Source organism: Mangrovicoccus algicola (assembly GCF_014903745.1).
Taxonomy (GTDB): Bacteria; Pseudomonadota; Alphaproteobacteria; order Rhodobacterales; family Rhodobacteraceae; genus Mangrovicoccus; species Mangrovicoccus algicola.
In genome coordinates this window covers 36,874-61,948 of the sequence record NZ_JACVXA010000022.1, presented here as the reverse complement: position 1 = coordinate 61,948, position 25,075 = coordinate 36,874, and the positions used below count along the sequence as shown (strand labels likewise).

The 25,075-nt window shown below is 69.8% G+C and carries 26 protein-coding genes; 21 read left to right on the top strand and 5 right to left on the bottom strand.

Annotated elements, in window-relative coordinates; genetic code table 11:
- Positions 1-7: 7 nt before the first annotated feature.
- Together ICN82_RS09540 and ICN82_RS09535 are read left to right on the top strand one after the other, a co-directional pair.
- On the top strand, positions 8-733 hold the full coding sequence (locus ICN82_RS09540) for an SDR family oxidoreductase (protein WP_193182039.1): 726 nt from the start codon (positions 8-10) through the stop codon (positions 731-733).
- A complete protein-coding gene (locus ICN82_RS09535) occupies positions 730-1,632 on the top strand; it encodes a DMT family transporter (protein WP_330998983.1) in 903 nt (300 codons plus the stop codon). The genes ICN82_RS09540 and ICN82_RS09535 overlap by 4 nt, the downstream gene beginning before the upstream one ends.
- A 23-nt stretch (positions 1,633-1,655) precedes the next feature.
- Here the strand turns inward: ICN82_RS09535 and ICN82_RS09530 are convergent, their stop codons facing one another.
- Positions 1,656-2,390: an SDR family oxidoreductase gene (locus ICN82_RS09530; RefSeq protein ID WP_193182038.1), complete on the bottom strand. Its 735-nt coding sequence runs from the start codon at positions 2,388-2,390 to the stop codon at positions 1,656-1,658.
- Between the two features lie 10 nt (positions 2,391-2,400).
- A complete protein-coding gene (locus ICN82_RS09525; RefSeq protein WP_193182037.1) occupies positions 2,401-4,182 on the bottom strand; it encodes an IlvD/Edd family dehydratase in 1,782 nt (593 codons plus the stop codon).
- A 129-nt stretch (positions 4,183-4,311) separates the two neighbouring features.
- Between ICN82_RS09525 and ICN82_RS09520 the strand changes: the two genes are divergently transcribed.
- The 3 genes from ICN82_RS09520 to ICN82_RS09510 are packed head-to-tail and all read left to right on the top strand — an operon-like array spanning position 4,312 to position 6,066.
- Positions 4,312-5,043, top strand: coding sequence for an AzlC family ABC transporter permease (locus ICN82_RS09520; protein WP_193182036.1), 732 nt, complete (start codon positions 4,312-4,314; stop codon positions 5,041-5,043).
- Entirely contained in the window at positions 5,040-5,369 is a 330-nt protein-coding gene (locus tag ICN82_RS09515; RefSeq protein WP_193182035.1) for an AzlD domain-containing protein, read from the top strand. Before ICN82_RS09520 ends, ICN82_RS09515 begins: the two co-directional genes overlap by 4 nt.
- Before the next feature lie 10 nt (positions 5,370-5,379).
- Positions 5,380-6,066 carry an RraA family protein gene (locus ICN82_RS09510; protein ID WP_193182034.1) on the top strand — a complete coding sequence of 229 codons (687 nt, stop codon included), beginning with the start codon at positions 5,380-5,382 and terminating at the stop codon, positions 6,064-6,066.
- 14 nt (positions 6,067-6,080) lie between these two features.
- Here ICN82_RS09510 and ICN82_RS09505 read toward each other — a convergent pair whose 3' ends face one another.
- Positions 6,081-6,998: an NAD(P)-dependent oxidoreductase gene (locus tag ICN82_RS09505; RefSeq protein ID WP_193182033.1), complete on the bottom strand. Its 918-nt coding sequence runs from the start codon at positions 6,996-6,998 to the stop codon at positions 6,081-6,083.
- Between the two features lie 22 nt (positions 6,999-7,020).
- Positions 7,021-7,782: an SDR family oxidoreductase gene (locus tag ICN82_RS09500; RefSeq protein ID WP_193182032.1), complete on the bottom strand. Its 762-nt coding sequence runs from the start codon at positions 7,780-7,782 to the stop codon at positions 7,021-7,023.
- 117 nt (positions 7,783-7,899) lie between these two features.
- On the opposite strand from ICN82_RS09500, the gene ICN82_RS09495 reads away from it, so the two are divergent.
- The 5 genes from ICN82_RS09495 to ICN82_RS09475 all read left to right on the top strand — a co-directional run bounded on the left by ICN82_RS09495 (position 7,900) and on the right by ICN82_RS09475 (position 13,215).
- A complete protein-coding gene (locus ICN82_RS09495) occupies positions 7,900-8,931 on the top strand; it encodes an L-idonate 5-dehydrogenase (RefSeq protein ID WP_193182030.1) in 1,032 nt (343 codons plus the stop codon).
- Positions 8,932-9,034: 103 nt separating this feature from the next.
- Positions 9,035-9,952, top strand: coding sequence for a dihydrodipicolinate synthase family protein (locus tag ICN82_RS09490; RefSeq protein ID WP_193182028.1), 918 nt, complete (start codon positions 9,035-9,037; stop codon positions 9,950-9,952).
- Positions 9,952-11,328, top strand: a complete 1,377-nt coding sequence (locus tag ICN82_RS09485) for an FAD-binding oxidoreductase (protein ID WP_193182026.1) — start codon at positions 9,952-9,954, stop codon at positions 11,326-11,328. Before ICN82_RS09490 ends, ICN82_RS09485 begins: the two co-directional genes overlap by 1 nt.
- 10 nt (positions 11,329-11,338) lie before the next feature.
- Positions 11,339-12,481: a fumarylacetoacetate hydrolase family protein gene (locus tag ICN82_RS09480; RefSeq protein ID WP_193182025.1), complete on the top strand. Its 1,143-nt coding sequence runs from the start codon at positions 11,339-11,341 to the stop codon at positions 12,479-12,481.
- The gene (locus tag ICN82_RS09475) at positions 12,478-13,215 is read left to right on the top strand and encodes an SDR family NAD(P)-dependent oxidoreductase (RefSeq protein WP_330998982.1); all 738 of its coding nucleotides are present in this window, start codon (positions 12,478-12,480) and stop codon (positions 13,213-13,215) included. The genes ICN82_RS09480 and ICN82_RS09475 overlap by 4 nt, the downstream gene beginning before the upstream one ends.
- Positions 13,216-13,256: 41 nt before the next feature.
- On the opposite strand, the gene ICN82_RS09470 is transcribed toward ICN82_RS09475, so the two are convergent.
- A complete protein-coding gene (locus tag ICN82_RS09470; RefSeq protein WP_193182021.1) occupies positions 13,257-14,198 on the bottom strand; it encodes a 2-hydroxyacid dehydrogenase in 942 nt (313 codons plus the stop codon).
- A 343-nt stretch (positions 14,199-14,541) separates the two neighbouring features.
- Between ICN82_RS09470 and ICN82_RS09465 the strand changes: the two genes are divergently transcribed.
- The 11 genes from ICN82_RS09465 to ICN82_RS09415 all read left to right on the top strand — a co-directional run bounded on the left by ICN82_RS09465 (position 14,542) and on the right by ICN82_RS09415 (position 25,036).
- On the top strand, positions 14,542-15,657 hold the full coding sequence (locus ICN82_RS09465) for an NAD(P)H-dependent glycerol-3-phosphate dehydrogenase (RefSeq protein WP_193182019.1): 1,116 nt from the start codon (positions 14,542-14,544) through the stop codon (positions 15,655-15,657).
- Entirely contained in the window at positions 15,657-16,457 is an 801-nt protein-coding gene (locus tag ICN82_RS09460) for an HAD-IIB family hydrolase (RefSeq protein WP_193182018.1), read from the top strand. The genes ICN82_RS09465 and ICN82_RS09460 overlap by 1 nt, the downstream gene beginning before the upstream one ends.
- Positions 16,447-17,949, top strand: coding sequence for a glucosylglycerol-phosphate synthase (gene ggpS / locus ICN82_RS09455; RefSeq protein ID WP_193182016.1), 1,503 nt, complete (start codon positions 16,447-16,449; stop codon positions 17,947-17,949). The genes ICN82_RS09460 and ggpS overlap by 11 nt, the downstream gene beginning before the upstream one ends.
- Positions 17,950-17,953: 4 nt before the next feature.
- Positions 17,954-19,564, top strand: coding sequence for a phospholipase D family protein (locus tag ICN82_RS09450; RefSeq protein ID WP_193182014.1), 1,611 nt, complete (start codon positions 17,954-17,956; stop codon positions 19,562-19,564).
- Positions 19,565-19,723: 159 nt separating this feature from the next.
- Complete coding sequence (locus tag ICN82_RS09445) at positions 19,724-20,974, top strand: PRC-barrel domain-containing protein (RefSeq protein WP_193182012.1); 1,251 nt, start codon at positions 19,724-19,726, stop codon at positions 20,972-20,974.
- A gap of 86 nt (positions 20,975-21,060) precedes the next feature.
- Positions 21,061-21,951 (top strand): alpha/beta fold hydrolase, encoded by an 891-nt coding sequence (locus ICN82_RS09440; protein ID WP_193182010.1) that lies wholly within the window; start codon positions 21,061-21,063, stop codon positions 21,949-21,951.
- An 8-nt stretch (positions 21,952-21,959) separates the two neighbouring features.
- Entirely contained in the window at positions 21,960-22,334 is a 375-nt protein-coding gene (locus tag ICN82_RS09435; protein WP_193182008.1) for a phage holin family protein, read from the top strand.
- A 24-nt stretch (positions 22,335-22,358) separates the two neighbouring features.
- Positions 22,359-22,988, top strand: coding sequence for a DUF3618 domain-containing protein (locus ICN82_RS09430; protein ID WP_193182006.1), 630 nt, complete (start codon positions 22,359-22,361; stop codon positions 22,986-22,988).
- 102 nt (positions 22,989-23,090) lie between these two features.
- The gene (locus ICN82_RS09425; RefSeq protein WP_193182004.1) at positions 23,091-23,279 is read left to right on the top strand and encodes a PLDc N-terminal domain-containing protein; all 189 of its coding nucleotides are present in this window, start codon (positions 23,091-23,093) and stop codon (positions 23,277-23,279) included.
- A 1-nt stretch (position 23,280) separates the two neighbouring features.
- Complete coding sequence (locus ICN82_RS09420) at positions 23,281-24,201, top strand: YihY/virulence factor BrkB family protein (protein ID WP_193182002.1); 921 nt, start codon at positions 23,281-23,283, stop codon at positions 24,199-24,201.
- Positions 24,202-24,328: 127 nt separating this feature from the next.
- Positions 24,329-25,036 (top strand): hypothetical protein, encoded by a 708-nt coding sequence (locus tag ICN82_RS09415; protein WP_193182000.1) that lies wholly within the window; start codon positions 24,329-24,331, stop codon positions 25,034-25,036.
- The last annotated feature ends 39 nt before the right edge of the window (positions 25,037-25,075 follow it).

Genomic DNA, 25,075 nt, shown 5'->3' with positions numbered 1-25,075 from the left:
GAGAGACATGAGACTTCAAGGCAAGCGCGCCTTCGTGACGGCGGCGGGGCAGGGGATCGGCCGCGCGGTGGCGGAGGCCTTCGCCGCCGAGGGGGCCGAGGTGACGGCCACCGACCTCAAGCCGGAGCTGCTGGAGGGGCTGGGCGTGGCCCGGGCCTTCGCGCTGGACGTGCTGGACAAGGCGGCGCTGAGCGCGGCCATCGCCGAGGCGCAGCCCGACATCCTGATGAACTGCGCGGGTTTCGTGCATGCGGGCACGATCGCCGAGGCCACGGATGCGGATTTCGACTTCGCCTTCAACCTCAATGTCCGCGCGCAGTTCCATTCGATGCAGGCGGCGCTGCCGGGCATGGTGCAGCGCGGCGGCGGCTCGATCATCAACGTGGCCTCGGTGGCCAGTTCGATCATCGCGGCGCCGGGGCGGTTCGTCTATGGCGCCTCCAAGGCGGCGGTGATCGGCATGACCAAATCCGTGGCGGTGGATTACGTCACGAAGGGCGTGCGGGTGAACTGCATCTGCCCGGGCACGGTGGACAGCCCGTCGCTGCATGAGCGGCTGCGCGCCACCGGCGATTACGAGGGGGCGATGGCGGCCTTCGTCGCGCGCCAGCCGATGGGGCGGATCGGCACGCCCGCGGAGATCGCGCATCTGGCGGTCTATCTGGGATCGGACGAGTCGAAATTCACCACCGGCCAGGCGCATGTGATCGACGGCGGCTGGGCCGTGGCGTGACCCCCGCGCAGATCGCGCCGAAGGAGGAGCGGACGCTTCTGGGCGTCGGGCTGATGGCGCTCGGCGTCACCTTCATGACCTGCATCGACACCTCGGCCAAGTGGCTCTTGCTGAGCGGGGTGCCGGTGGTGCAGATCGTGTTCATGCGCTACGCGGTGGCGCTGTGCCTGACGGCGGGATGGTTCCTGCCGCGCGAGGGGGTGTCGGTGCTGCGCTCGCAGCGGCCGCTGCTGCAGGCGCTGCGCTCCTTCGCGCTGCTGGGCAGCACGGTGTGCAATTTCGCGGCGCTGCAATTCCTGCCCATCACCATGACCACGACGATCATGTTCGCCGGGCCCATCGCGGTGACGCTGCTGGCGATCCCGGTTCTGGGCGAGAAGGTCGGCATCAGGCGGCTGGCGGCGGTCTGCACCGGGTTCCTGGGCGTGATCGTGGTGGTCCAGCCCTGGGGCGCTGAATTCGATCCGGCGGTGCTCTTGTCGGTCTGCGCGATGCTCTCGGCCTCGCTCTACTATATCCTGACGCGGATGATCGCGGGGGCGGAGCGGACCTCGACCAGCCAGATCTGGAGCTCGGGCATCGCGGCGGCGGCCTTCCTGCCCTTCGCGGCGATGCACTGGAGCTGGCCCGATGCGCCGGTCGCGCAGATCGTGCTGGTGATGATCGGCGTCTTCGGCGGCACGGCGCATACGCTGGCGACGGTGGCGCATCGCTATGCCGATGCCTCGATCCTGGCGCCGGTCGTCTATGTGCAGATCGTCGAGGCGGCGGTGGCGGGGATCCTGGTCTTCGGCAGCTGGCCGACGCCCTGGACCCTGCTGGGCGCGGCGATCATCGCCGGGTCGAGCTGGTACATCTATCGCCGCGAACGGGCGGCGAAACGCGCCGGGGGCGGCTGAGCGCCCCCGGTCCCGGTCATGGCTCAGCCGCGCCCGACATAGGGCATGGCCGAGGCCATGACGGTCATCACCTGCACATTCGCCTCCAGCGGCAGCGAGGCCATGTGCAGCACCGATTTGGCCACGTTCGACACGTCCATCACCGGCTCCACCGCGATGGAGCCGTCGGCCTGCGGCACGCCGCGGGTCATCTTCTCGGCCATGTCGGTCAGGGTGTTGCCGATATCGATCTGGCCGCAGGCGATGTTGAAGGGACGCCCGTCCAGCGACACGGTCTTGGTCAGGCCCAGCACGGCGTGTTTCGACGCGGTATAGGCCGCCGAGCCCCAGCGCGGCACATAGGCCGAGACCGACCCGTTATTGATGATGCGCCCGCCCTGCGGGTCCTGGTGGCGCATGATGCGGAAGGCGGCGCGCGCGGCGATGAAGGCGCCGTTGACATTGATGTCGATCAGGTTGCGCCAGTCGGCGACCGGGATCTCGTCGATCGGCGCGCCCTTCAGCGAGACGCCGGCATTGTTGAACAGCACGTCGAGATGGCCCCATTCGGCGGCGGCCCGGTCGAAGCCCGCCTCGGCGGAGGCTTCGTCGGTGACGTCGCAGGGCAGGATCAGCGCGGCCTCATGGCCCTGGGCGGTGTCCTCCAGCGCGGCCTGGCGGCGGCCCATCAGCCCGACCTGCCAGCCGGCCTCCAGGAAGGTGCGGGCGGTGGCGCGGCCGATGCCGCTGCCTGCGCCGGTGATGATGATGGTGGGCATGGATCGCTCCTCAGTGATTGTCGCGGGGCAGGTCGCGGCGGACCTTCTGATAGGCGGTGGCCAGTTCCAGGCAGCCGCCATCGGCCAGCTGGCCGACATGGCGGCGGTAGATTTCCTGCCAGGGGGTCTGGCTGCGGATCTCGGGCGGCGTCCAGGCGTCGATTCGGGCCTGCCATTCGGCCGGGTCGACCAGCGCGTCCATGCGGCTGGCATTGAGGTCCAGCCGGACCGTGTCGCCGGTCTTGAGATGCGCCAGCCCGCCGCCGACCACCGCCTCGGGCGAGGCATTGAGGATCGAGGGGCTTTCGGATGTGCCCGACTGCCGCCCGTCGCCGACCGTGGGCAGGTGGTGGATGCCCTGTTTCAGCACCGCATCCGGCGGCTGCATGTTCACCACCTCGGCCGAACCCGGATAGCCGACGCAGCCCACGCCGCGGATGAACAGGATCGTGCGGTCGTCGATGCCCAGGGCGGGATCGTTGATCCGGTCATGGTAATCCTCGGGCCCCTCGAAGACCACGGCGCGGGCCTCGTAGACGCCCTCGCGGCCCGGCTCGGACAGGTAGCGGGCGCGGAAATCCTCGGAGATCACCGAGGTCTTCATCAGCGCCGAATCGAAGAGGTTGCCCGAGAGCACCTTGAACCCGGCATGGGGGCGCATCGGATCGGCGACGGTGCGGATCACGTCGGGGTCCCGGCTTTCCCAGCCCTCCAGCGCCTCGGCCACGGTCTTGCCCGAGGCGGTCACGGCGCCCTCGTGGAGGAGCCCCGCCTTGCGCATCTCGCCCATCACCGCAGGCACGCCGCCCGCGCGGAAGAAGCTTTCGCCCAGATAGGTCCCGGCGGGCTGCATGTTGACCAGAAGCGGCACGTCATAGCCGACCGTCTGCCAGTCGGTGACATCGAGCGCGACGCCGATATGGCGCGCGACGGCCTGCAGATGCGGCGGCGCGTTGGTGGATCCGCCGATGGCGGAATTGACCCGGATGGCGTTCTCGAACGCCTCGCGGGTCATGATGTCGGAGGGTTTCAGATCCTCCAGCACCATGCCGACGATCCGCTTGCCGGTCTCGTAGGCCATGTTCATCCGCTCGCGGAAGGGCGCGGGGATCGCCGAGCTGCCGGTCAGCGTCATCCCCAGCGCCTCGGCCATCGCGTTCATCGTCGAGGCCGTGCCCATCGTGTTGCAATGGCCCAGCGACGGCGCCGAGGCGCAGACCCGGCTCATGAATTCGTCATAGTCGATCTCGCCCTCGGCCAGCAGCCGGCGGCTTTCCCAGATGATCGTGCCAGATCCGGCGCGCTTGCCCTTCCACCAGCCGTCCAGCATCGGCCCGCCATTGAGCGCGATGGCCGGGATGTCGACGGTGGCCGCGCCCATCAGCATCGCGGGCGTGGTCTTGTCGCAGCCGGTGGTCAGCACGACGCCGTCGATCGGATAGCCGTGCAGCACCTCGACGAGGCCCAGATAGGACAGGTTGCGGTCGAGCGCGGCGGTCGGCCGCTTGCCGGTTTCCTGGATCGGGTGGACGGGGAATTCCATCGGGATCCCGCCCGCGTCGCGGATGCCCGCCTTGATGCGGTCCATCAGGAAGATGTGGATCTTGTTGCAGGGGGCCAGGTCGCTGCCGGTCTGCGCGATGCCGATCACCGGCCGGTCGCCCTGCAATTCGCCCTGGGTGAATCCCTGGTTCTGGTAGCGCTCGACATAGAGCGCGGTCATGCCCGGGTTGTTGGGATTGTCGAACCATTCCTGAGAGCGGAATCGCTTTTTGGCGCGGGTATCGCCCATGTCGCTGTCTCCTCCAGATCGGCCGGACCGGCGCTTTCTCGCGTTCCTGGTCCCTCCGGCTTTGACAGTCTTGCGAAATGGTATACCAAAAGGCAAGGGGCAAAATGGCCCCGGGAGGAGCTGATTCCGATGACCGACCCCGGCCTTTCGCGCGGGCAGCCGGGCCGTGCCTTCTGGCGCGGCTATCGCGACTGCGCGCCCTTCACGCTGATCGTGGTGCCGTTTTCCATGCTGTTCGGGGTCGTGGCGCGCGATGCCGGGCTGGATGTGCTGCAGACCATGTCGATGGCGGTTCTGGTGATCGCGGGGGCGTCGCAATTCACCGCGCTGGCGCTGCTGCAGGACCAGGCGCCGGTCCTCGTGGCGCTGGCCGCGGCGCTGGTCGTCAACCTGCGCATGGCGATGTATTCGGCCGCGCTGGTGCCGCATCTGGGCCATGCGCCCTTGGGGATGCGGGCGCTGATGGCCTATCTGATGGTCGATCAGGCCTTTGCCGTGGCGGTGCGGACCTACGAGGACGAGCCGCAGATGAGCCGCGCCGAGAAGGTCGGCTATTACATGGGCTGCATGATGCTGATCTGCCCGTTCTGGTACGCCTTCACCCTGGTCGGCGCGCTGGTGGGCAACCTGATCCCCGCCTCGCTGGAGCTGGATTTCGCGGCGCCCGTCTGTTTCATCGCGCTTTCCGCCCCCTTGCTGCGCAGCGCGGCGCATATGGTGGCGGCCTGCGTCTCGGTGGCGGCGGCGATCCTGTTCCACGCGCTGCCCTGGAACCTGGGCCTTTTCGCCGCCGCGCTGACCGCGATGGTGGCGGGGGCGCAGACCGAGCTGTGGCTCAGGCGGCGGAGGGCGGCGGCATGATCGACACCGGCGATTTCTGGCTGCTGACGATCCTGCTGGGAATCGGGACCTTCCTGATCCGGTTTTCCTTCCTGGGGTTTCTCGGCGGGCGCGAGCTGCCGGAATGGCTGCTGCTGCATCTGCGCTATGTCGGCATCTCGGTCTTTCCGGCGCTGGTGACGCCGATGCTTCTGTGGCCTGCCGCGACCGGCGGGGAAACCGACTGGATCCGCGTCGCGGCGGGGGCGATCGCCTTCGTCGCGGGGATGCGGATCAGCGTGATCGGCGCCATCCTGTCGGGGATGGGCGCCTTCTACGGCCTGCGGGCCATCGAGAGCCTTCTGTGAGGAGACCGCCATGCTTGAAACCCCGCCGCTTCTGACCATCCGCCGCCCCGCGCGCCGTCCGACGGAGGCCCAGATCGCCGCCTTCCGCGGCCTGCCTGCCAGCTATGTCGCCGATGCGATGGGCGGGGGCGGGGCGCTGGACACCGCGATCGCGCCGCCTTTGCCGGAGGCGGTGCGCGCGGTGGGCCCGGCGCTGACCGCCGAGAACCGGGCGGGCGACCTGCTGGCCACGGCGGCGGCGCTGCGGGTGCTGCAGCCGGGCGACATACTGATGGCCGGGGTCGGCGGGTTCGGGGGCTGCGCGGCGGCGGGCGACCTGGTGATCGGCATGGCGCGCAATGCCGGGGCGGCGGGCTTCGTCACCGACGGGCCGCTGCGCGATTGCGAGGCGCTGATCCGGGTCGGGCTGCCGGTCTGGTGCAGCGGACTGAACCCCGCATCGCCCACCGCCAAGGGGCCGGGCCGGGTCGGCGAGGCACTGATGATCGGCGGGCGGCAGGTGGAGACCGGCGACATGGTCGTGGCCGATCGCGACGGCGTGGTGGTCGTGCCCTTCGCGCGCATCGACGCGGTGATCGCGGCGCTCGAGACGGTCAAGGCGCTGGAGGCCGAGACCGAGGCGGCGGTGGCGGCGGGCGCCACCTCGCTGGCCGCCATCGACCACGTGATCGACAGCGACCAGACCGTCTGGCTGTGAGGCGAGCGGCGGGCTCAGCGCTTCGCCGCCTCGGCCTCCATGTCCATGCCGTTCAGCGCGCCGATGATGTCGGTCATCATCGGCACGTAGTCGCCGCCGCGCCCGATCGCCTCGGCATGGGTGAAATAGTGCTTGATCGCCGCGCCGAGGATATTGGCCACGCCCGCATCCGACGCCATCGCCGCCGCATAGCGCACGTCCTTGGAGGCATTGGCGATGGCGAAGACATGGGCGTTGCGGTCGCGGTCGACGGCGTATTTCATGAAGGTCTCGAAGAAGCCGTTGGACAGGCGCGAGCCGCCGATCACCTGCCGCACCGTCTCGGGCGGCAGCCCGACCTTGGCGCCCAGCACCACCGCCTCGCCATAGAGCGCGGCATAGCCCATCGAGATGAAGTTCATGATCAGCTTCATCTTGTGGCCCGCGCCGGTCGGGCCGACATGTGTGATGTTGCCCGCCCAGCATTCGATCACGGGCCTCACCCGCGCGAACACCTCCGGGGCGGCGCCGACCATGGCATCCAGCGTCCCGGCCGCGGCCTCCTTCGGCGTGCGCCCCAGCGGCGCATCGACCAGCACCATGCCCGCCGCCTCCATCTCGGCGGCCAGTTCCGCGGTGGAGACCGGGTTGGAGGTGGTGCAGTCGATCACGACAAGGCCGCTGCGCCCGGAGGCCAGGATGCCCTCGGGGCCGCGGATCACCGCCTCCACCTGGTCGCTGTTGGACAGGCACAGGTGGATGATGTCGCAGCTTTCGGCCATGGCCTTCGGGCTGGCCGCCTCGGTGGCGCCCTGCGCCACGAGGTCATCGACCGGCGCGCGGCTGCGGTTGCCCTTGACCGCCAGCGGATGCCCCGCCTTCAGAAGATTGACGGCCATGCCGTGGCCCATCGGGCCCAGCCCGATGAAGCCGATCCGTTCCTCGCCGCTCATGCGGGTCTCCTCCCTCGATATGTCACAGGCTGGCGGTGATGCCGCCATCGACGAAAAGCGTGTGGCCGTTGACGAAGCTGGAGGCGGGCGATGACAGGAACACCGCCGCGCCCACCAGTTCCTCGATCCGGCCCCAGCGGCCCTGCGGCGTGCGCTTGCCCAGCCAGGCGCCGAATTCGGGATCCGCGACCAGCGCGGCGTTCAGCGGCGTGTCGAAATAGCCCGGCGCGATGGCGTTGCAGTTCAGCCCCAGCGGCGCCCAGTCCGTCGCCATTCCCTTGGTCAGGTTGGCCACCGCCCCCTTGGTCGCCGTGTAGGGGGCGATGCCGGGACGGGCCAGCGCGGTCTGGACGCTGGCGATGTTGATGATGCGGCCCTCGCCGCGGCCGATCATGTGGCGCGCGCAGGCCTGGCCCACATGGAAGACCGAGGCGATGTTGGTCTGCAGGAGCCGCTCGAAGGCCTCGGCAGGGAATTCATGCAGCGGCGCGCGATGCTGCATGCCGGCATTGTTCACCAGGATGTCGATGGGGCCGGTTTCCGCCTCGAACCCGTCCACCGCGGCGCGCACGGCCGCGTGATCGGTGGCGTCGAAGGCCAGGATGTCGACGCGGTGCCCCTCGGCGCGCAGGGTCCCGGCCGCCTCTTCCAGCCGCTGCGCATTGCGCGCGTTCAGCACCACTGCCGCGCCCGCCTCGGCCAGGCCGCGCGCCAGCGCCAGCCCGATCCCCATGGACGAGCCGGTCACGAGCGCCCGGCGCCCGCTCAGATCGAAGAGTTTCATCCGTCCTCCAAGTTGGCTTTTGACAAGCCGCAAGCTTTGTGTCTAGAAAATGGTATACCATTTGCCGCCCGATGCAAGGGCGGAAGCGCGGCGCGCTGCCGCGCGGGAGGAGGAAAGATGAAGGCGCTCTATGCCCATGGGGCGAAGGACCTGCGGCTGGCCGAGGCGGCATGTCCCCGTCCCGGCGCGGGCGAGGTGCGGCTGCGCATCCGGCGCGGCGGGATCTGCGGCTCGGATCTGCATTATTACAGCCATGGCGGCTTCGGCACGGTGAAGCTGCGCGAGCCGATGATCCTCGGTCACGAGGTGGCCGGCGAGGTGATCGAACTGGGCGAGGGCGTCACGGGGCTGGCGGTCGGCGACCTGGTCGCGGTCTCGCCCTCGCGGCCCTGCGGCGGCTGCGGCTATTGCCTGAAGGGCTTGCCCAACCAGTGCGAGAACATGCGCTTCTACGGCTCGGCCATGCCCTTCCCGCATATCCAGGGGGCCTTCCGGCAGGAAATGGTGGCGCTGGCCGCCCAATGCGTGCCTGCCGCCGGGCTGGACCCGGCGCGCGCGGCGCTGGCCGAGCCGCTTTCGGTGGCGCTGCACGCGGTGAAGCGGGCGGGCGACATGCTGGGGCGGCGCGTGCTGGTGACGGGATGCGGGCCGATCGGCGTGCTGGCGATCCTTGCCGCGCGGGCGGCGGGGGCGGGCGAGATCACGGCCGTCGACATCTCGGACCGGGCGCTGGGATTCGCCGCCACGGCCGGGGCGACGCGGCTGCTGAACACCGCCGCCGATCCGCAGGCGCTGGAACCCGACAGCCGCGGCAAGGGGTCTTTCGACGTGCTCTTCGAATGCTCGGGGGCTGCGCCCGCGCTGGCCGCCGGGATCGGCGCGCTGGCGCCCCGCGGCGTGATCGTGCAGCTGGGCATGTCCGGCGAGATGACCCTGCCGATCCTGCCGGTCATCGCGAAGGAGCTGGAGATCCGCGGATCGTTCCGGTTCCACGAGGAATTCGCGCTGGCCGTGGCGATGATGCAGTCCGGGCGGATCGATCCGGGCTTCCTTCTGACCCATACGCTGCCGCTGGCGGAATACGGTCCCGCCTTCGAGACCGCCGCCGACAAGGCCCGCGCGATGAAGGTGCAGCTGGACTTCGCCTGACCCTGATCCCTTGCATGGCCCCCCGCGCGCGTGGCTCCGCCCGCCCGGGGGGCCATGCTGCGCGGCCGGGGGAGGCCGCCTGCCCATGAGAGAGGAGACCGACATGACCGACACGCCCTATACCGGCATCTGGCCGGTGGCGCCGACACCGTTTCACGAGGATGGCACGCTTGACCTGGAGGGGATGAAGCGCGTGCTGGACTGCCAGATCGACATGGGGGTCGACGGCATCTGCATCCTGGCCAATTTCTCGGAACAGTTCCTGATCTCGGATGCCGAGCGCGAGACCCTGACCCGCCTGTGCCTGGAGCATGTCGCGGGACGCGTGCCGGTGATCGTGACGATCAGCCATTACGCCACGCAGATCGCGGTGGAGCGCGCGCGGCTGGCGAAGGATTGCGGCGCCGCCATCGTGATGATGATGCCGCCCTATCACGGCGCGCTGATGAAGGGCACGGCCCAGCAGACCTTCGAGCAATTCGCCGCCGTGGGCGAGGTGGGCCTCCCGATCATGGTGCAGGATGCGCCGCTGTCGGGCGTCGATCTGCCGGTGCCCCTGCTGGTGAAGATGGCGCGCGAGATCGAGATGGTGAAGCTGTTCAAGATCGAATGCCCGCAGGCCGCCGCCAAGCTGCGCAGCCTGATCGCCGAGGGCGGCGCCGCGATCGAGGGGCCCTTCGACGGCGAGGAGGCGATCACGCTGCTGGCGGATCTGGATGCGGGGGCGACGGGGACGATGACCTCGGGGATGATCCCCGACCTGATCGGCCCGGTGCTGCGCGATTTCCTGGCGGGCAACCGGCAGAAGGCGGTGGAGGGCTATGCCCGCATCCTGCCCGCGGTCAATCACGAGAACCGCCAATGCGGGTTCCGCTCCTGCAAGGCGGCGATGGTCGAGGGCGGGGTGATCAAGTCCGATTTCTCGCGCCATCCGATCCCGCCGCTGCATCCCGATACCCGCGCCATGCTGATCGAGCTGCTGCGCCCGCTCGATCCGCTTGTGCTGCGCTGGGGCAGGTGATGGATGTCGCGGGCGCCATCGCGGCGCTGCGGCCGGTCCTGGGCGACAGGCTGGTCCTGTCGCAGGCCGTGCGCGCCGCCCATGGCGCCAACGAGACCTGGTTTCCCGAGGCGCTGCCCGATGCGGTGGCCTTCCCCGGGACGACTGCCGAGGTCTCGGCGATCCTGGCGGCCTGCCACGCGCATCGCTGCCCGGTCACGGCCCATGGCGCGGGCAGTTCGCTGGAGGGGCATCACCTGGCGGTGCAGGGCGGGATCAGCCTCGACACGGGCCGGATGAACCGCGTCCTTGCGGTGAATGCCGAGGACCTGAATGTCGTGGTGCAGCCCGGCCTGACGCGGGAGGCGCTGAACGAGGAGCTGCGCGCGACGGGGCTGTTCTTCCCGGTCGATCCCGGGGCGAATGCCTCGCTGGGCGGCATGGCCGCCACGCGCGCCTCGGGGACGACCGCGGTGCGCTATGGCACGATGCGGGAAAACGTCCTGGCGCTGGAGGCGGTGATGGCCGATGGCCGCGTCATCCGCGCGGGCAGCCGGGCGCGCAAATCCTCCACCGGCTACGACCTGGCGCATCTGCTGGTGGGATCGGAGGGCACGCTCGGCATCATCACCGAGCTGACCCTGCGCCTGCAGGGCATCCCCGAGGCGGTCTCGGCCGCGACCTGCCGGTTCGCCACGGTGGAGGACGCGGTCAACTGCGTGATCCTGACGATCCAGTCGGGCATTGCCATGGCGCGGATCGAATTCGCCGACCAGATGATGGTGCGCGGCTTCAACACCCTGTCGCAGGCGGGACTGCCGGAAGAGCCGCATCTTTTCGTGGAATTCCACGGCAGCCCCGGGGGGGTGCGCGAACAGGCCGAGGCCTTCGGCGAGATCGCGGCGGAATTCGGGGCCGGAGGCTTTGCCTGGACCGACCGGGCCGAGGACCGCGCGCGGCTGTGGAAGATGCGCCATGATGCGCATTACGCCTCGGCCACGCTGGCGCCGGGCAAGCGCACGGTCAGCACCGATATCTGCGTGCCGATCTCGCGCCTGGCGGAGGCGGTGACCGGGGCGCAGGCGGATCTGGCGCGGCTGGGCCTTGTGGCCACGATCGTCGGCCATGTGGGCGACGGCAATTTCCACTGCGCGGTGCGCTTCGACCCCGATGACGGGGCGGAGGTCGCGCGGGTCCATGCCTTCACCGATGCGCTGGCCGAGGCGGCGCTGGCGCTCGGCGGCACGGTCTCGGGCGAACACGGGATCGGGCTGGGCAAGATCAAGTTCATGGCCGCCGAGCACGGGGAGGCGCTCGGCATCATGCAGGCCATCAAGGCGGGGCTCGATCCCCGCAACATCCTCAATCCCGGCAAGCTCCTGCCGGGGGCAGACTGACGGAGGCTCCATGCTGCCCTTTTCCAATCCCGATCCTTCCGCCCTGCTGGCGGGCCGCATCTGGCGCCCGGGCATCGGCCCGGCGCTGGTGGCCCTGCGCGGCGAGGCGGTGATCGACATCACCTCGCGCGCGGTGCCGACCATGCGCGACCTTCTGGAACTTGACGATCCGGCGGCGCATCTGCGCGACGCCCCGGGCGAGACGGTCTGCACCCTGGCCGATCTGGCCGCCGCGGCGGCGGGGGAGGATGCGCTGCGCTGGCTGGCGCCGTGCGACCTGCAGGCGGTGAAGGCCTGCGGCGTGACCTTTGCCGAGTCGATGGTCGAGCGGGTGATCGAGGAACAGGCCGCGGGCGATGCCGACCGCGCGCAGGAGATCCGCGCCCGCGTCGGCGCCGTGATCGGCGACAGCCTGTCGGGGATCGTGCCGGGATCCGGGGCCGCCATGGAGGTCAAGCGCGTGCTGCAGGCCGAGGGGCTGTGGTCGCAATACCTTGAGGTCGGCATCGGTCCGGATGCCGAGGTCTTCTCCAAGGCGCAGCCGATGAGCGCGGTGGGCTGGGGCGCCGATGTCGGGATCCACCCGGTCTCCACCTGGAACAACCCCGAGCCCGAGATCGTGCTGGCCGTCAACAGCCGCGGCCGCATCCTGGGCGCGACGCTGGGCAATGACGTCAACCTGCGCGACGTGGAGGGGCGTTCGGCGCTGCTTCTGGGCAAGGCCAAGGACAACAACGCCGCCTGTGCCATCGGCCCGCTGCTGCGGCTCTTCGATGACGGCTTCTCGCTAGCCGACGTGGAAGGCGCGGAACTGGCGCTGAAGGTGGAGGGGGAGGACGGGTTCGTGCTGGACGGCCATTCCTCCATGTCGAAGATCAGCCGCAGCCCGGCCGATCTGGCGGCCCAGACCATCGGGCGCCATCACCAGTATCCCGACGGGTTCTTCCTGTTCCTCGGCACGCTCTTCGCGCCGATCCAGGATCGCGACGCGCCTGGGCAGGGCTTCACCCACAAGGCCGGCGACGTGGTGACGATCACCGAGGCGAAGCTGGGCGCGCTGCGCAATACCGTGCGGCTGTCCACCGAATGCCCCGAATGGACCTTCGGTACCGCGGCGCTGATGCGCAACCTGGCCGGGCGGGGCCTGCTGTGAGCGCGCCGGGACTGACGGGACGCTCCGTCCTGGTGACGGGCGGCGCCTCGGGGATCGGGGCGGCCATGACGCGCGCCTTCGCGGCGGCGGGGGCGGTGGCGGGGATCCTCGATCTCGACGCCGCGGCTGGCGAGGCGATCGCGGCGGAGACCGGCGCCGCCTTCGAGCCCTGCGACCTGCGCGATCTCGATGCGCTGAAGGCGGGGGTGGCGCGGCTGGCGGAGCGCTGCGGTCCGGCCACGGTGCTGGTCAACAATGCCGCGCGCGACGACCGCCACGGCTGGGCCGAGGTCACGCCGGACTACTGGGACGAGCGCATGGCCACCAACCTGCGCCACCAGTTCTTCGCCATCCAGGCGGTGGCGCCGGGGATGATCGCGGCCGGGGGCGGGTCGATCGTCAACATGGGCTCGGGGTCGTGGATCCAGGGCACGCCGGGACTGCCGGTCTATGGCACGGCCAAGGCGGCGGTGCACGGGCTGACCCGCACCATGGCGCGCGAACTGGGGCCGCACCGGATCCGGGTCAACACGGTGATCCCCGGCTGGGTGATGACCGAGAGGCAGAAGGAGCTGTGGGTGACGCCCGAGAAGATCGAGGGCCTGCGCGCGCGGCAATGCCTGCCCGACCTGCTGCAGCCCGGCGACCTGGCCGATGCGGTGCTGTTCCTGGCCTCGGACGCGGCGAGGATGATCACCGCGGCCGATCTGATGGTGGATGCGGGCGCCTTGTGACGCGCCGGCGGTGCCGCCGGGCGGGCGGCACCGCGACCCGCTCAGTTCACCGCGGTCAGCAGGGCGCGGCCCGCCAGGAAGGCGGTGATGTTGTCCAGCTGAAGCCCCAGCATCGCGCGACGGGTTTCCACCGTGCCCGACCCCTGATGCGGCTGCAGCACGGCATTGTCGAGGCTGCGGAAGCGCGGGTCGATATCGGGTTCGTTGAGGAACACGTCCAGCGCTGCGCCGCGGATCGTGCCCTGTTCCAGGGCCTCCAGCAGCGCCGCCTCGTCCACCGTCGTGCCGCGCGAGATATTGACCACGACCCCTTCGGATCCCAGCGCTGCCAGGGCCTCGGCCCCGACATGGTTCTGCGTCTCGGGGCCGCCGACCAGGGCGATCACCAGCCAGTCGACCTCGGCGGCAAGCGCCACCGGATCGGCATGCCAGGTCCAGCCGGGCGTGTCCTTGCGGCTGCGCGAGGTATAGTGGATCTCCATCTTGAAGGCGGCCAGGCGGTCGGCGATCTCGCGGCCGATCCGGCCCAGCCCGACGATGCCCACGCGCCCGCCCGAGAACTTGCGGTTCAGCGGCAGCGCGCGCTGCGCCCAGTCGCCCGAGCGGACCAGCACCGCGCCATCCTCCAGCCGCCGCGAGAAGGCCAGCATCATGCCCACCGCCAGATCGGCCACATCGTCATTCAGCACATCCGGCGTATTGGTCACCTTGACCCCGCGCGCCGAGGCGGCGGCGACGTCGATCGCATCATAGCCCACGCCGTAATTCGCCACGATCCCCAGCGCGGGCAGGGCCGCCAGCTGGGTTTCGCCGAAGGGATGATGCCCCTTGTAGGCCACGGCGCGGATCGTGGCGCGCGCCGCTTCCGGCAGGGCGGCGATCTCGTCGGGGCCGCCGATATGCAGCGCGGCATGGGCGCCCTCCAGGCGGCCGCGTTCCTCGGGGGTGAAAGGTCCGCAGATCAGCAGGACAGTGTCGCTCATGGGGGTTCCTCCGCTGGCCATGACCCGCGCCTGGCGCGGCAGGGACAGGACTAGCCGCAATGGTATACCATTTTCAAGCGCTTATCGCGCCGTCCGCCGGAGGTGAGGATTTGGCAAGCGGCGCCATTGTCTGCCTAAATTTGCAGCGCTTTTCGCATGAATGCGTCCCGAACAGGCGGTTTCGTTGACCCCCGGGGCGGGAGCCTGTAGATCCGACCCATGCGCAAAACGCAGAATATCCGGCCTGTCCCGCAGTCCTGCGGATGGGAGGCCGTCGGAATTCGCCTCTCCGGCCGGAACCCTTTCGCGACTGCAGCGTTAGCGCATGGCAAAGGAGACTTTCATGCAGCATGAGCTACCCGATGCGCAGGACAGGCGGAGTTCCATCCGCCCGTATTCGCGTGTCGCCATTCTCGGCGGCGGGTCCTGGGGCACGGCCATCGCGGCCATTGCCCGCCGCGCCGGACGCGAGGTGACGATCTGGGCGCGCGACCCGGACGTGGCGCGCGGCATCAACGACTCCGCCCGGAACGAGAAATATCTTCCCGGCATCCCGCTGCCCGAGGGCATTGCAGCCTATACCGATCTGGCCGGGGCGGTCCGGGATGCCGAGGCGATCTTCCTCGTGACGCCGTCGCATTCGATCCGCGACATGGCGCGCCAGCTCAACCCGCTGCTGCACCGGCTGACGCCGATCGTGGTCTGCGCCAAGGGGATCGAGGCGGATACGGGCCTGCTGATGTCCTCGGTCGTCGAGGAGGAGCTTCCGGGTCATGCCGTCGGCGCGCTCTCGGGGCCGACCTTCGCGGCCGAGGCGGCCCGCGGCGATTATACCGCGGCGACGCTGGCCTTCGATTTCCGCACCATCGACCGCATCCATCCCGAGCACAGCCCCGCCGCGCGGCTGGCCGTGTCGCTGGGTTGCGAGAGCTTCCGCCCCTATCTTTCGGACGACCTTGCCGGGCTGGAAACCGCGGGCGCGATGAAGAACGTCGTCGCCATCGCCTGCGGGATGATGACCGGGGTGGGGTTTGCCGAGAATACCCGCGCCGCGCTGATCGCCCGCGGCCTGGCCGAGATCCAGCTGGTGACGCTGGCCCTCGGCGGGCGCACCGATACGGTGCTGGGCATGGGCGGGGTGGGCGACCTGACGCTGACCTGCAATTCGCGCACCTCGCGCAACATGAGCCTGGGCTTGCAGCTGGGCGAGGGCAAGGCCCGCGCCGCGTGCTTCGACGGCAAGCCCGTGGTGGTGGAGGGCGAACGCAATGCCCGCTCGGTGCATGACCTGGCGCGGCGGCTGAACCTGACCCTGCCGGTCTGCGATACCGTCTACCGCATCCTGCACGAGGGCGCGGATCTGCGCGAGAGCTTCGCGGCGCTGTGGTCGCGCCCGCTGGAAGCCGAACCGGCGGCGATGTCCGTCGAAATCCCCCATCCCGTGAGCCTGGAGGCATAATGACTATCCAAGACCGAGTGGCCCTGCCCGAAATTGCCGAGAAGACGATGGTGCTGGCCACCGACCTGGACGGCACTTTCCTGGGCGGATCGCCGGAGGCCCGCCGCGCGCTCTATGACTGGATCGAGGAGAATCGCGACACGGTCGGGCTGATCTTCGTCACCGGCCGCGACCCCGAATTCATCGCCGGGCTGGTCGAGGCCGAGGGCACGCCCTGGCCCGATTTCGCGGTGGGCGATGTCGGCACGACCATCGCGCGGGTCTCGCCCGAGGACGGGGTGGAGCCGATCGAAGAGCTGGAAGAGCAGATCGCGGCGATCTGGAACGATGCCGGAGATGCGGTGCGGGCGCGGCTGGATGGCTGGCCGGGGCTGCGCCTGCAGCCCACGCCGTTCCGCTATCGCGTCAGCTACGACCTCGATGCGGCGGAATTTGACGAGGGCGCCAAGGCCGCGGTGGAGGAGATGGGCCATGACTGGCTGATCTCCGACAACCGCTATTTCGACGTGCTGCCCAGGGGCATCTCCAAGGGGCCGTCGCTGAAACGGCTCATGGCGCATCTGGGCATCGCCGAGGGCCGCGTGCTGGCGGCGGGCGACACGCTGAACGACTATTCGCTGCTGACGGCGGGGGTGCCTGCCGTCGCGGTCGGCAATTCCGAGGCGCCGCTGAAGGATGCCCTGGCCGGGGGCGACCACCCGCGGCTCTATCATGCCACGGGCCATGGCTGCGCGGGCATTGCCGAGGCCATCACCCATTTCGATCTGCACCCGACGGGAGCAACCGCCCATGCCAAGTGATCTGGTCATCGTCTATCACCGCCAGCCCTACGAGGAAGTCGAGGTCGACGGCAAGGTCGAGTACCGCGAGAACAAGTCCCCGAACGGGATCGTGCCGACGCTGAAAAGCCTCTTCGGCAACGTGCCCACCGGCGCCTGGATCGCATGGAAGCAGGCCGAGGATCCCGAGAACCCGGGATTCGAGAAGGTGATCCAGATCGACGACGCCTATGGCAAATACACGGTCAGCCGCCTGCCGCTGACCAAGGAGCAGGTGTCGAGTTTCTACCACATCACCTCGAAAGAGGCCTTCTGGCCGATCCTCCACAATTTCAAGGAACGCTACAATTACGACCCGGTCGACTGGCCGACCTTCCAGGAGGTGAACCGCAAATTCGCCGAGGCGGCTGCCGCCGAGGCCAATCCCGGCGCGGTGGTGTGGATCCACGATTACAACCTGTGGCTGGTGGCGGGCTATCTGCGCGCGCTGCGCCCCGACCTGCGCATCGCCTTCTTCCATCACACGCCCTTCCCCTCGGCCGACATGTTCAACGTGCTGCCCTGGCGCAAGGAGATCATGCAGAGCCTGCTGGCCTGCGACGTGGTCGGGTTCCACATCCCGCGCTATGCCGAGAATTTCGTCGGCGCGGCGCAGTCTCTGCTTGATGTCGAGGTCACCGGGCGGCGCGACGTGCCCGAGAGCCTGATGACCGATGGCGGCGCGCTGTCGGACCGGCGCGTGCCGCACAGCCTGCGCTATCGCGACCGCGACATCACCGTGGCGACCTCGCCCGTGGGGGTGAATGTCCAGTATATCGAGGATCTCGCCCAGTCCGAGGAGACCGCGGCCCGGGTCGCGGCGATCCGCGAGGAACTGGGCGATTGCCGGCTGATCCTGTCGGTGGGGCGCACCGATTACACCAAGGGCGGGATCGAGCAGCTGCAGGCCTATGAGCGGCTGCTGAAGGCGCGGCCCGACCTGCGCGGCAAGGTCCGGCTGATGCATGTCTCGGTCATGGCCAATGCCAACATGACCGCCTATCAGGAAGTGCAGGCGGGGCTGGAATCGCTGGCGGGCCATATCAACGGTCTTTACGGCAGCTTCGAGTGGCAGCCCTTGGCCTTCATCTCCAACCCGGTGCCCTTCAAGGAACTGATCGCCTATTACCAGGTGGCGGACGTGGCCTGGATCACGCCGCTGGCGGACGGGATGAACCTGGTCTGCGAGGAATATGTCTCGGCGCGCAGCGACGGCGACGGCTGCCTCGTGCTGTCGGAATTCGCCGGGGCGGCGGTGGTGCTGTCGGATGCGGTGCTGACCAATCCCTTCTCGCATCGCTCCATGGATGCCGCGATCCAGCGCGCCCTGGCCATGGACGAGGAAACCCGGCGCCACCGCATGGCCTCGCTGCGCGCGGCGACCCACCGCCACAGCGTCGAGGCCTGGGCGGCCGAGCAGATGCGCAGCTTCGACGGGTTCGGCAGCGTGCTGTCGATGACCGGGACGGAGTAGGGCGATGGATGGCGCGGCGAACGGGCAGGCGGGGCCGGTGCCTCCCGCGCCTGCCCCGGTGGACGGGGGCGAGATCGGCAATGTCCACATCTGCGTGACCGCCGCCGAGGCCTTTCCGGTTCTGGAGGACCAGTTCCTGGATGCCGAACGCGAGATCCATGCCTGTTTCCGCATCTTCGACCCCTCGACGCGGCTGCGCGGCGAGAGGGCCCGCGCGGTCGGCGAGACCTGGGTCGAGCTGATTGCGCATGTGCTGGCGCGGGGGGTGCATGTCTCGCTGATCCTGTCGGATTTCGACGCGATCGCCCGGCCCGCCCTGCACCGCACCGCCCATGCCCATGCCGCCGCGCTGGAGGCGGTGGGGCGGCATGCCGCCGGGGATGCGGGGCGGCTGCGGGTGCGCCTTGCCGCGCATCCGGCGCGGATGGGGCTGCTGCCGCGGCTGGCCTTGCTGCCGATGATCCGCAAGCACCTGGCCGGTCATGCGGAGTCGCTGAACACGATGGATCCGGAAGCGCGGGAGGCCGCGCTGAAGGAAAGCCCCGGCATCGCCACCTATCTGGAGCAGCGCGGCGGCAGGCTGCGGGTGAAACGGTTCATCCTGCCGGAGGTGCTGCCTGCGACCCACCACCAGAAACTGGCCGTCTTCGACCAGGCCCGGCTCTATATCGGCGGGCTCGACCTCGACGACCGGCGCTGGGACACGCCCGAGCATGACCGCCCCGCCTCGGATACCTGGCATGACGTGCAGCTTTTGCTGGACGGGCCGGTGGCGAAGGAGGCGCAGGCCCATCTGGAGCGGTTCCTCGACGAGACGGCAGGCCGCCAGGCGCCTGGGCCGTCCCGCGCGCTCTTGCGGACCATGTCGGCGGCGCGCGACGTGTCGCTGCCCTTCTTCGGGCCGCGCCCGCTGGTGACGGAGCTTCTGGAGGCGCATCTGCAGGCCATTTCCCGGGCCGAGCGGTTCATCTATCTGGAGACCCAGTTCCTGCGCGATCTGCGTCTGGCCCGGGCCCTGGCGCGCCGGGGCCGCGAGGTGCCGGATCTTCAGCTGATCACGGTGCTGCCGGCCGCGCCCGAGGATGTCGCCTTCAACAGCGATCACGGCCTGGGCATGCGCCATGCCGAGGCGCTGCAGGTGCGCTGCCTCAAGGTTCTGGCCCGCGCCTATGGCAGGCGCTTCTATGCGATCTGCCCGGTCCAGCCGCGCCCGGCGGCGGAAGAGCAATCCGGCGAACGCGTGACCGTCGGCGGGGCGCCGCAGGTCTATGTCCATGCCAAGGTTTCGGTGTTCGACGAAACCATCGGCTTCGTCTCGTCGGCCAATCTCAATGGCCGATCCCTGCGCTGGGACACGGAGGCGGGCGTGGCGCTTAAGCGGCCGGGCGATGTCCGGCGGCTGCGCGACCGCTGCATGGCGCATTGGATCGGGGCGGAGAGCTTCGAGGCGCATGGGGAGCTGTTCCGCACCCGCGCGGAGCTTTGGCGCGCCCGGGCGCGGGCCAATGCCGGGCGCGATCCGGCCGCGCGCAAGGGATTCGTGATGCCCTATCCCTGGGCGCAGGCAGATGCCTTCGCGACCGAGCTTCCGGGTTTTCCCGACGAGGCCGTCTGAGCCGCCGCCCGCTCCCCGCGCGCCCGAACGCGCCGGGGGTTGGGCGGGTTCCCGCGCAAAGATGATTTATTTCAAACGGCTATCGAGGAACTTTTCCGCCCGCAATCCTGTTTCTCCCCCGATCGCACAGACGACGATCTGGAACTCTGGGAGAGAGAGATGACCAAGTTTACCGTTGCCTCGACCGCTCTGGCCCTGGTCCTTGCCGCGCCGCTGAGCGCGCAGACTGCAGACGAGATGAGCGGCTTTGCCTACAACCCCACGGGCGAGGAAGTGCGCGCGTCGCAATTCATCGGTGCGCGTCTCTATTCGCAGGAGCCCGAGGATACCGCCGCTGCCCAGGACCCGGCCGCCGCGCCGATGGGCACCGGCAATGAGGACCCGGCCGCCGCCACCGGCACCGGGACCGAGGATCCGGCCGCCGACCAGGTGGCCGCGGATGCCGGGACCCCCGCGGATCCCCGCGACAACTACACGGATGTCGGCGAGATCGGCGATGTGCTGATGAACCAGGACGGCGAGATCGAGGCGATCCTCGTGGATGTCGGCGGGTTCCTCGGGATCGGCGAGAAGGAAGTCGCCGTGTCGATGGACAAGCTTCAGTTCATGCCGGACGGCGAGAATGGCGAGGACTGGTTCGTGGTCTTCGAATCCACCCGCCAGACCCTGGAGAACGCGCCGGCCTACGAGGATCCGGATGAGCGCGAGGGGATGGATGCGGCGGATGCCGGCACCACGGCCGTGCCCGAGTCCGAGAACGGCGCGACCGGCGTTGTCCCGCAGGATCAGGCCGCGGCCGTCGGCGAGCAGTCCGGGGATGCCGCTTGGAGCGAGGAAGAGACCGCCCAGGGCGACGCGGATGCGATGATGGAGCAGGCCGGTGACGAAACCGCCGAGGCCGCGCGCAGTGCCCAGACGGGCATGGAAGGCGCCGCCGAGGAGGCCGAGGCCGCGCTGGACGATGCCGCGGACTCCATGGGCGAGGCCGCCGATAACGCCGGCGATGCCGTTGCCGGGGCCGCGACCGGCGCCGCCGCCACCGCGGGCCAGGAAATGCAGGAGGCCGGTCAGGAACTGGAACAGGCCGCGACCAATGGCGACGTGGCCCAGGGCGAAGCCTATAGCGAGGCCGATACGGCCACGCTGAGCGCCGAGCAGCTGCAGGGTGCGCGGGTCTTCGACCTGAATGACAAGCGCATCGGCGAGGTGCACGAGGCGGCGATGTCCGCCGACGGCAAGGTCGAGGGGGCGATCGTCGATGTCGGCGGCTTCCTTGGGCTGGGCGAGAAGCGCGTGCAGCTCGGCTTCGATCAGCTGAACATCGAGAAGCTCGATGGCGGCGATGAACTGCGCATCCAGGTCAACGCGACCGAGGATGAGCTGAAGCAGATGCCCGAATACGAAGGGTAATCCCGCACCCTTCCCGGGCGGCCCCGCCGGGGCCGCCCGCCTTCCGTCCCGTTTTCCGTTTTTTCCGTTTTCCGCATGGTCCGCCGATGATCCCGCTGCCCCCCCATCTGACCCTTGCCGAAGGCCCCGCCGCCCGCCCGCCCGTCGCGCTTTTCCATGGTTTCCTGGAAAGCCCGGCAATGTGGCAGGCGCTGCCGCCGCGGCTCTGGGCGGGGCGCGATGCGGTGGCGCTGCCGCTGCCGGGGCATGCACCCTGGCTTTGCAGCGGCGCCGCGCTGGAGGATCTGCTGCGCGACGATGCCTTCCTCGACAGCTACGCGGCGCTGCTGGAGCGGCTGCGCCCGGGCGAGCCCTGGCGGCTGGTGGGACATTCCACGGGGGCGATGGTGGCGCTGGCGCTGGCGCGGCGCGCGCCGCATCTGGTCTCTGATATCTGCGCGGTGGCGCCGCTGTTCAGCGGCCGGGTCGCCGGGCGCGGGATGCAGGGCGCGCTGGCGCGGCTGCCCATCCTCGGACCCATGGGCTTCCGCTGGATGATGGCCCGCTGGCTGGCCCGGCCCGACGGGTTCCGCCGCGGCGTTGCCGGCGTGACCCGGCGCCCCGGCGCGCGGCTGGAGATGTTCGACGGCGTGCGCGCCGATCTCGTCGCCGCCGATCCCGCGCAGATCTACCGGTTCGGCCAGTGGATCGGCGCCAAGGACATGACCGCCGACCTGCATGCGCTGGACCGTCCGGTCCACGCGATCATCTGCGACCGGGACCCGGTCGTCGTGCCGCAGCACCAGCTGGCGCTGATTTCCGCCGCGCGCGGCGCCTCGGCCACCGTGCTGCGCAGCGGCCATCTGCCCATGCTGGAGACGCCGGCCGCCTTCGCCCGTGTCTTCCTCGCCTGGCGCAACCGTCACGGGGCCGCCGCGGTTGATCCCGGCTTTGCGCAGCGTCACTCTGATCGGCGTTTCGAAGCGGTCGCGATATGAGGGAACCCATGGACGAAGAACACGGCAAGACCACCGAGGACGAAGGCAGCCTGGTCGGGGCGCTGTTCCGCCAGGGGGCGGGCATCGTCCGCGGCGAGGTGGACCTGGTCAAGGCCGAGATCTCCCGCGCGCTGCGCCATGTGGCGATCGCGGTGGTGCTGGCGATTTTCGCCGCGGTGCTGGGTCTGACGGCAATGAATTTCGGCGCCAGCCTGGCGGTTCAGACGCTGGTGGCGCGCGGATGGGATGCGGCGCAGGCGACCGGCATGGTCGCCGCTGCAATGGGGCTGGCCGCGCTGGCCTGCCTGCTGGCCGGGGCGCTTCTGCTGCGCTCCATCGGTTTCAACACGAGACGGGACCGGCGGCGCGGCCGTCGCCGCTGATCCTGCAAACCCGGAGGACGTATCATGGCCAAAGGACTGACCCCCGAAGAGCTGGAGCGCGAGATCCGCGCGCAGCGCGAGGCGCTTGCAGACACGCTGGAACAGCTTTCCGCGCGGCTGGGCAAGGGAAATCTGTGGGCGGAGGCGGCGACGCTTGCCTCGACCTACGGCAAGGATGCCGGCGGGCTGGCGGTGAAGGCCGCGAAGGCCAATCCCGGCCGGGCCGCGGCGATCGGGGCCGGGGCGGCTCTGGCGCTGTGGGGCGCGTCGCGGCTGATGTCCAAGCCCGAGCCCGAAACCCGTCTCGCCCGGTTCCGCCACCGTGCCGAGGATGCGCTCGGCATCGACGAGAAGGATACCGAGTCGCTGGTGAAGGTGCTCAAGGCCCGGCTCGAGGCGCTGGAATTCCAGCGCGATGCCGAGGAACGCCGCCGTGCCGAACGCCGTCGCCAGCGCCTGCGCGCCGCGCGCGGGCCGCTGGTCTACGGGCTAGGCGTGCTGGCCATCGGCGCGGCGGCACGGGCCCTGCGCGGCACCGACCTGTCGAAGGCGGAGGCGCGCATGGGCGACCTTGCCGAGGACCTGGCCAAGACCATGGATCGCGCCACGCCCGACGACCTGAAGGAGGCGCTGCGGCCCAACGCCCGCCACTGACGCGGCGGCCCGCCCGCGGCGCGGGCGCAGCCGCCCCCGCCGATCCGACCCCGTTCCCGTCGCGGCTGCCATGCCGCGACGGCATCAAAGGAGTATCTCTTCATGGAATTGTCCGGCCTCGGTGCCCTGATCCTGCTCGCCCTCGATATCTGGGCCGTCTACAACGTCGTGCTGTCTTCCGCCTCGACCGGCCGCAAGGTGCTGTGGGTGCTGCTCATCCTCATCCTGCCGCTGATCGGCTTCCTCATCTGGATCTTCGCCGGGCCCCGCCGGGCCGGGGGCGCGGTCTGAGATGACGCTGCTGCCGCGCTACAAGGCGGGGATGTGGCGCGCGGCCCTGACCGGCGCCTTCGCCCAGCTCGACGAGAAGAACCTGACGCTGATCGCGGCGGGGGTGGCGTTCTACAGCCTGCTTTCGCTGTTTCCCGCGATCACGGCCCTGGTCTCGGTCTGGGGGGTCTTCGCCGATCCCGTCCGGATCGAATCGCAGCTGTCGCTTCTGCAGCAATTCGCCCCCGAGACCGCCTATGAGCTGATCGCGGGACAGGTGGCGTCGCTGGTCAATGCGCCGCCTTCCGCGCTCAGCTGGGCGGGGGCGGTGTCGCTGGTCGTGGCGCTGTGGTCGGCGAAGGCCGGCGTCGGTGCCCTGACGCGCGGGCTGAATGCCGTCTATGGCGAGAAGAACCGCAGCGGGATGCGCGACATCGCCGTCTCGCTGGCGCTGACGGCCTTGCTGCTGCTGCTGACCGCCGCGGTGCTGGCGCTGCTGGTCGTGCTGCCGCTGGTTCTGGCGCTGCTGCCCGTCGGGGCGCTGGCCGAGATCCTGGTGCGGCTGGCGAAATGGGTGGTGGCGATCGGGCTGATCGTCCTGTCGCTGGGGCTGGTCTACCGCATCGGCCCGAACCGGCGCTCGGCCCGCGTCGCCTGGCTCAGCCCGGGCGCGCTTCTGGCGACGCTGGTCTGGACGGCGGCCTCGGTCGGGTTCACCTTCTACCTGGAACGCTTCGCCTCCTATAACGAGGTCTATGGCTCGCTCGGCGCGGTGATCGCCCTGCTGATGTGGTTCTTCATCAGCGCCCTGGTCGTGCTGCTGGGCGCGGCGGTGAATGCCGAGCTGGAGCGCCACACGCTGCAGGACAGCACCGTCGGCCGGTCGCGCCCTATCGGGCAGCGCGGGGCCGAAGCGGCAGATACCTACATGCCCGTGGAGTGACCGCGCGGCGGGGCGTGCGGAACGCGCCCCGTCAACCAAATGCCGGCAAAAGGTTAGGGCCAATTTTAAACGTCTGATAGTCAATTTGACGAAGACTGTGCCTGACCTGACGATTGCCGGAATCCCGATGTCCCATTCCCCTCCCCAAGCCTTCCCGCGGATGCAGAACATTCATCTGCCGCTTTATCACCATGGCCTCTGCCCGGCTCCGCTGTCGGGGCTTTTCCCGGATCCCGGCGGGCCGATGGCGGTGGGAACGGGCGCCACGGTGCAGCCGGGGCAGGAGAGCGGGTTCGATACCGCGATGATCGCCTGGTATCCCGAACCCGATCCCGTCATGCCCGCACGGTTGCGCATCGCCTGCCGTGAGGTGGCGCGGGCGCCGCTGGCGATCCGCCGTGCCGCCGGCGCGGCAGGGTTCGCGGTTTTCGGCGAGGGGCCCCAGATGGAGGGCCTGCGCGCCGGTCTCGGATCGGTCTGCCGCGGATGGGGGCTGGCGACGGGGGCCTTCCATGTCGTCTGGCTGGAGGGCGGGATCGTGGTGATCGACCGCAACCTGGGCCGGGACCTGCCCCGAGACATGACGCCGGTGGCGCTGCGCGGCTGGATGCAGGCCGGGCTGGGCGGCTATCTGGCGCTGGTGCGCGACCGCGATGCCTGTGCCGAGACGACGGCGCAGTTCCTTACCGGCGTCGACCGGATCGTGAAGACATTGCTTCCGGGATACCTGCACGAGACCCCCGACGCGGTCTTCGAGGCCGCGCTGGAAGGCGTGCGCTTCCTGCCCAGCCGACACGCCACGGCGCGGCGCCCGCAGGACAGCAGCGCCGCCTGAGCGGGACCGCGCATGAAACGGCCCCCGATGCGCCGGAGC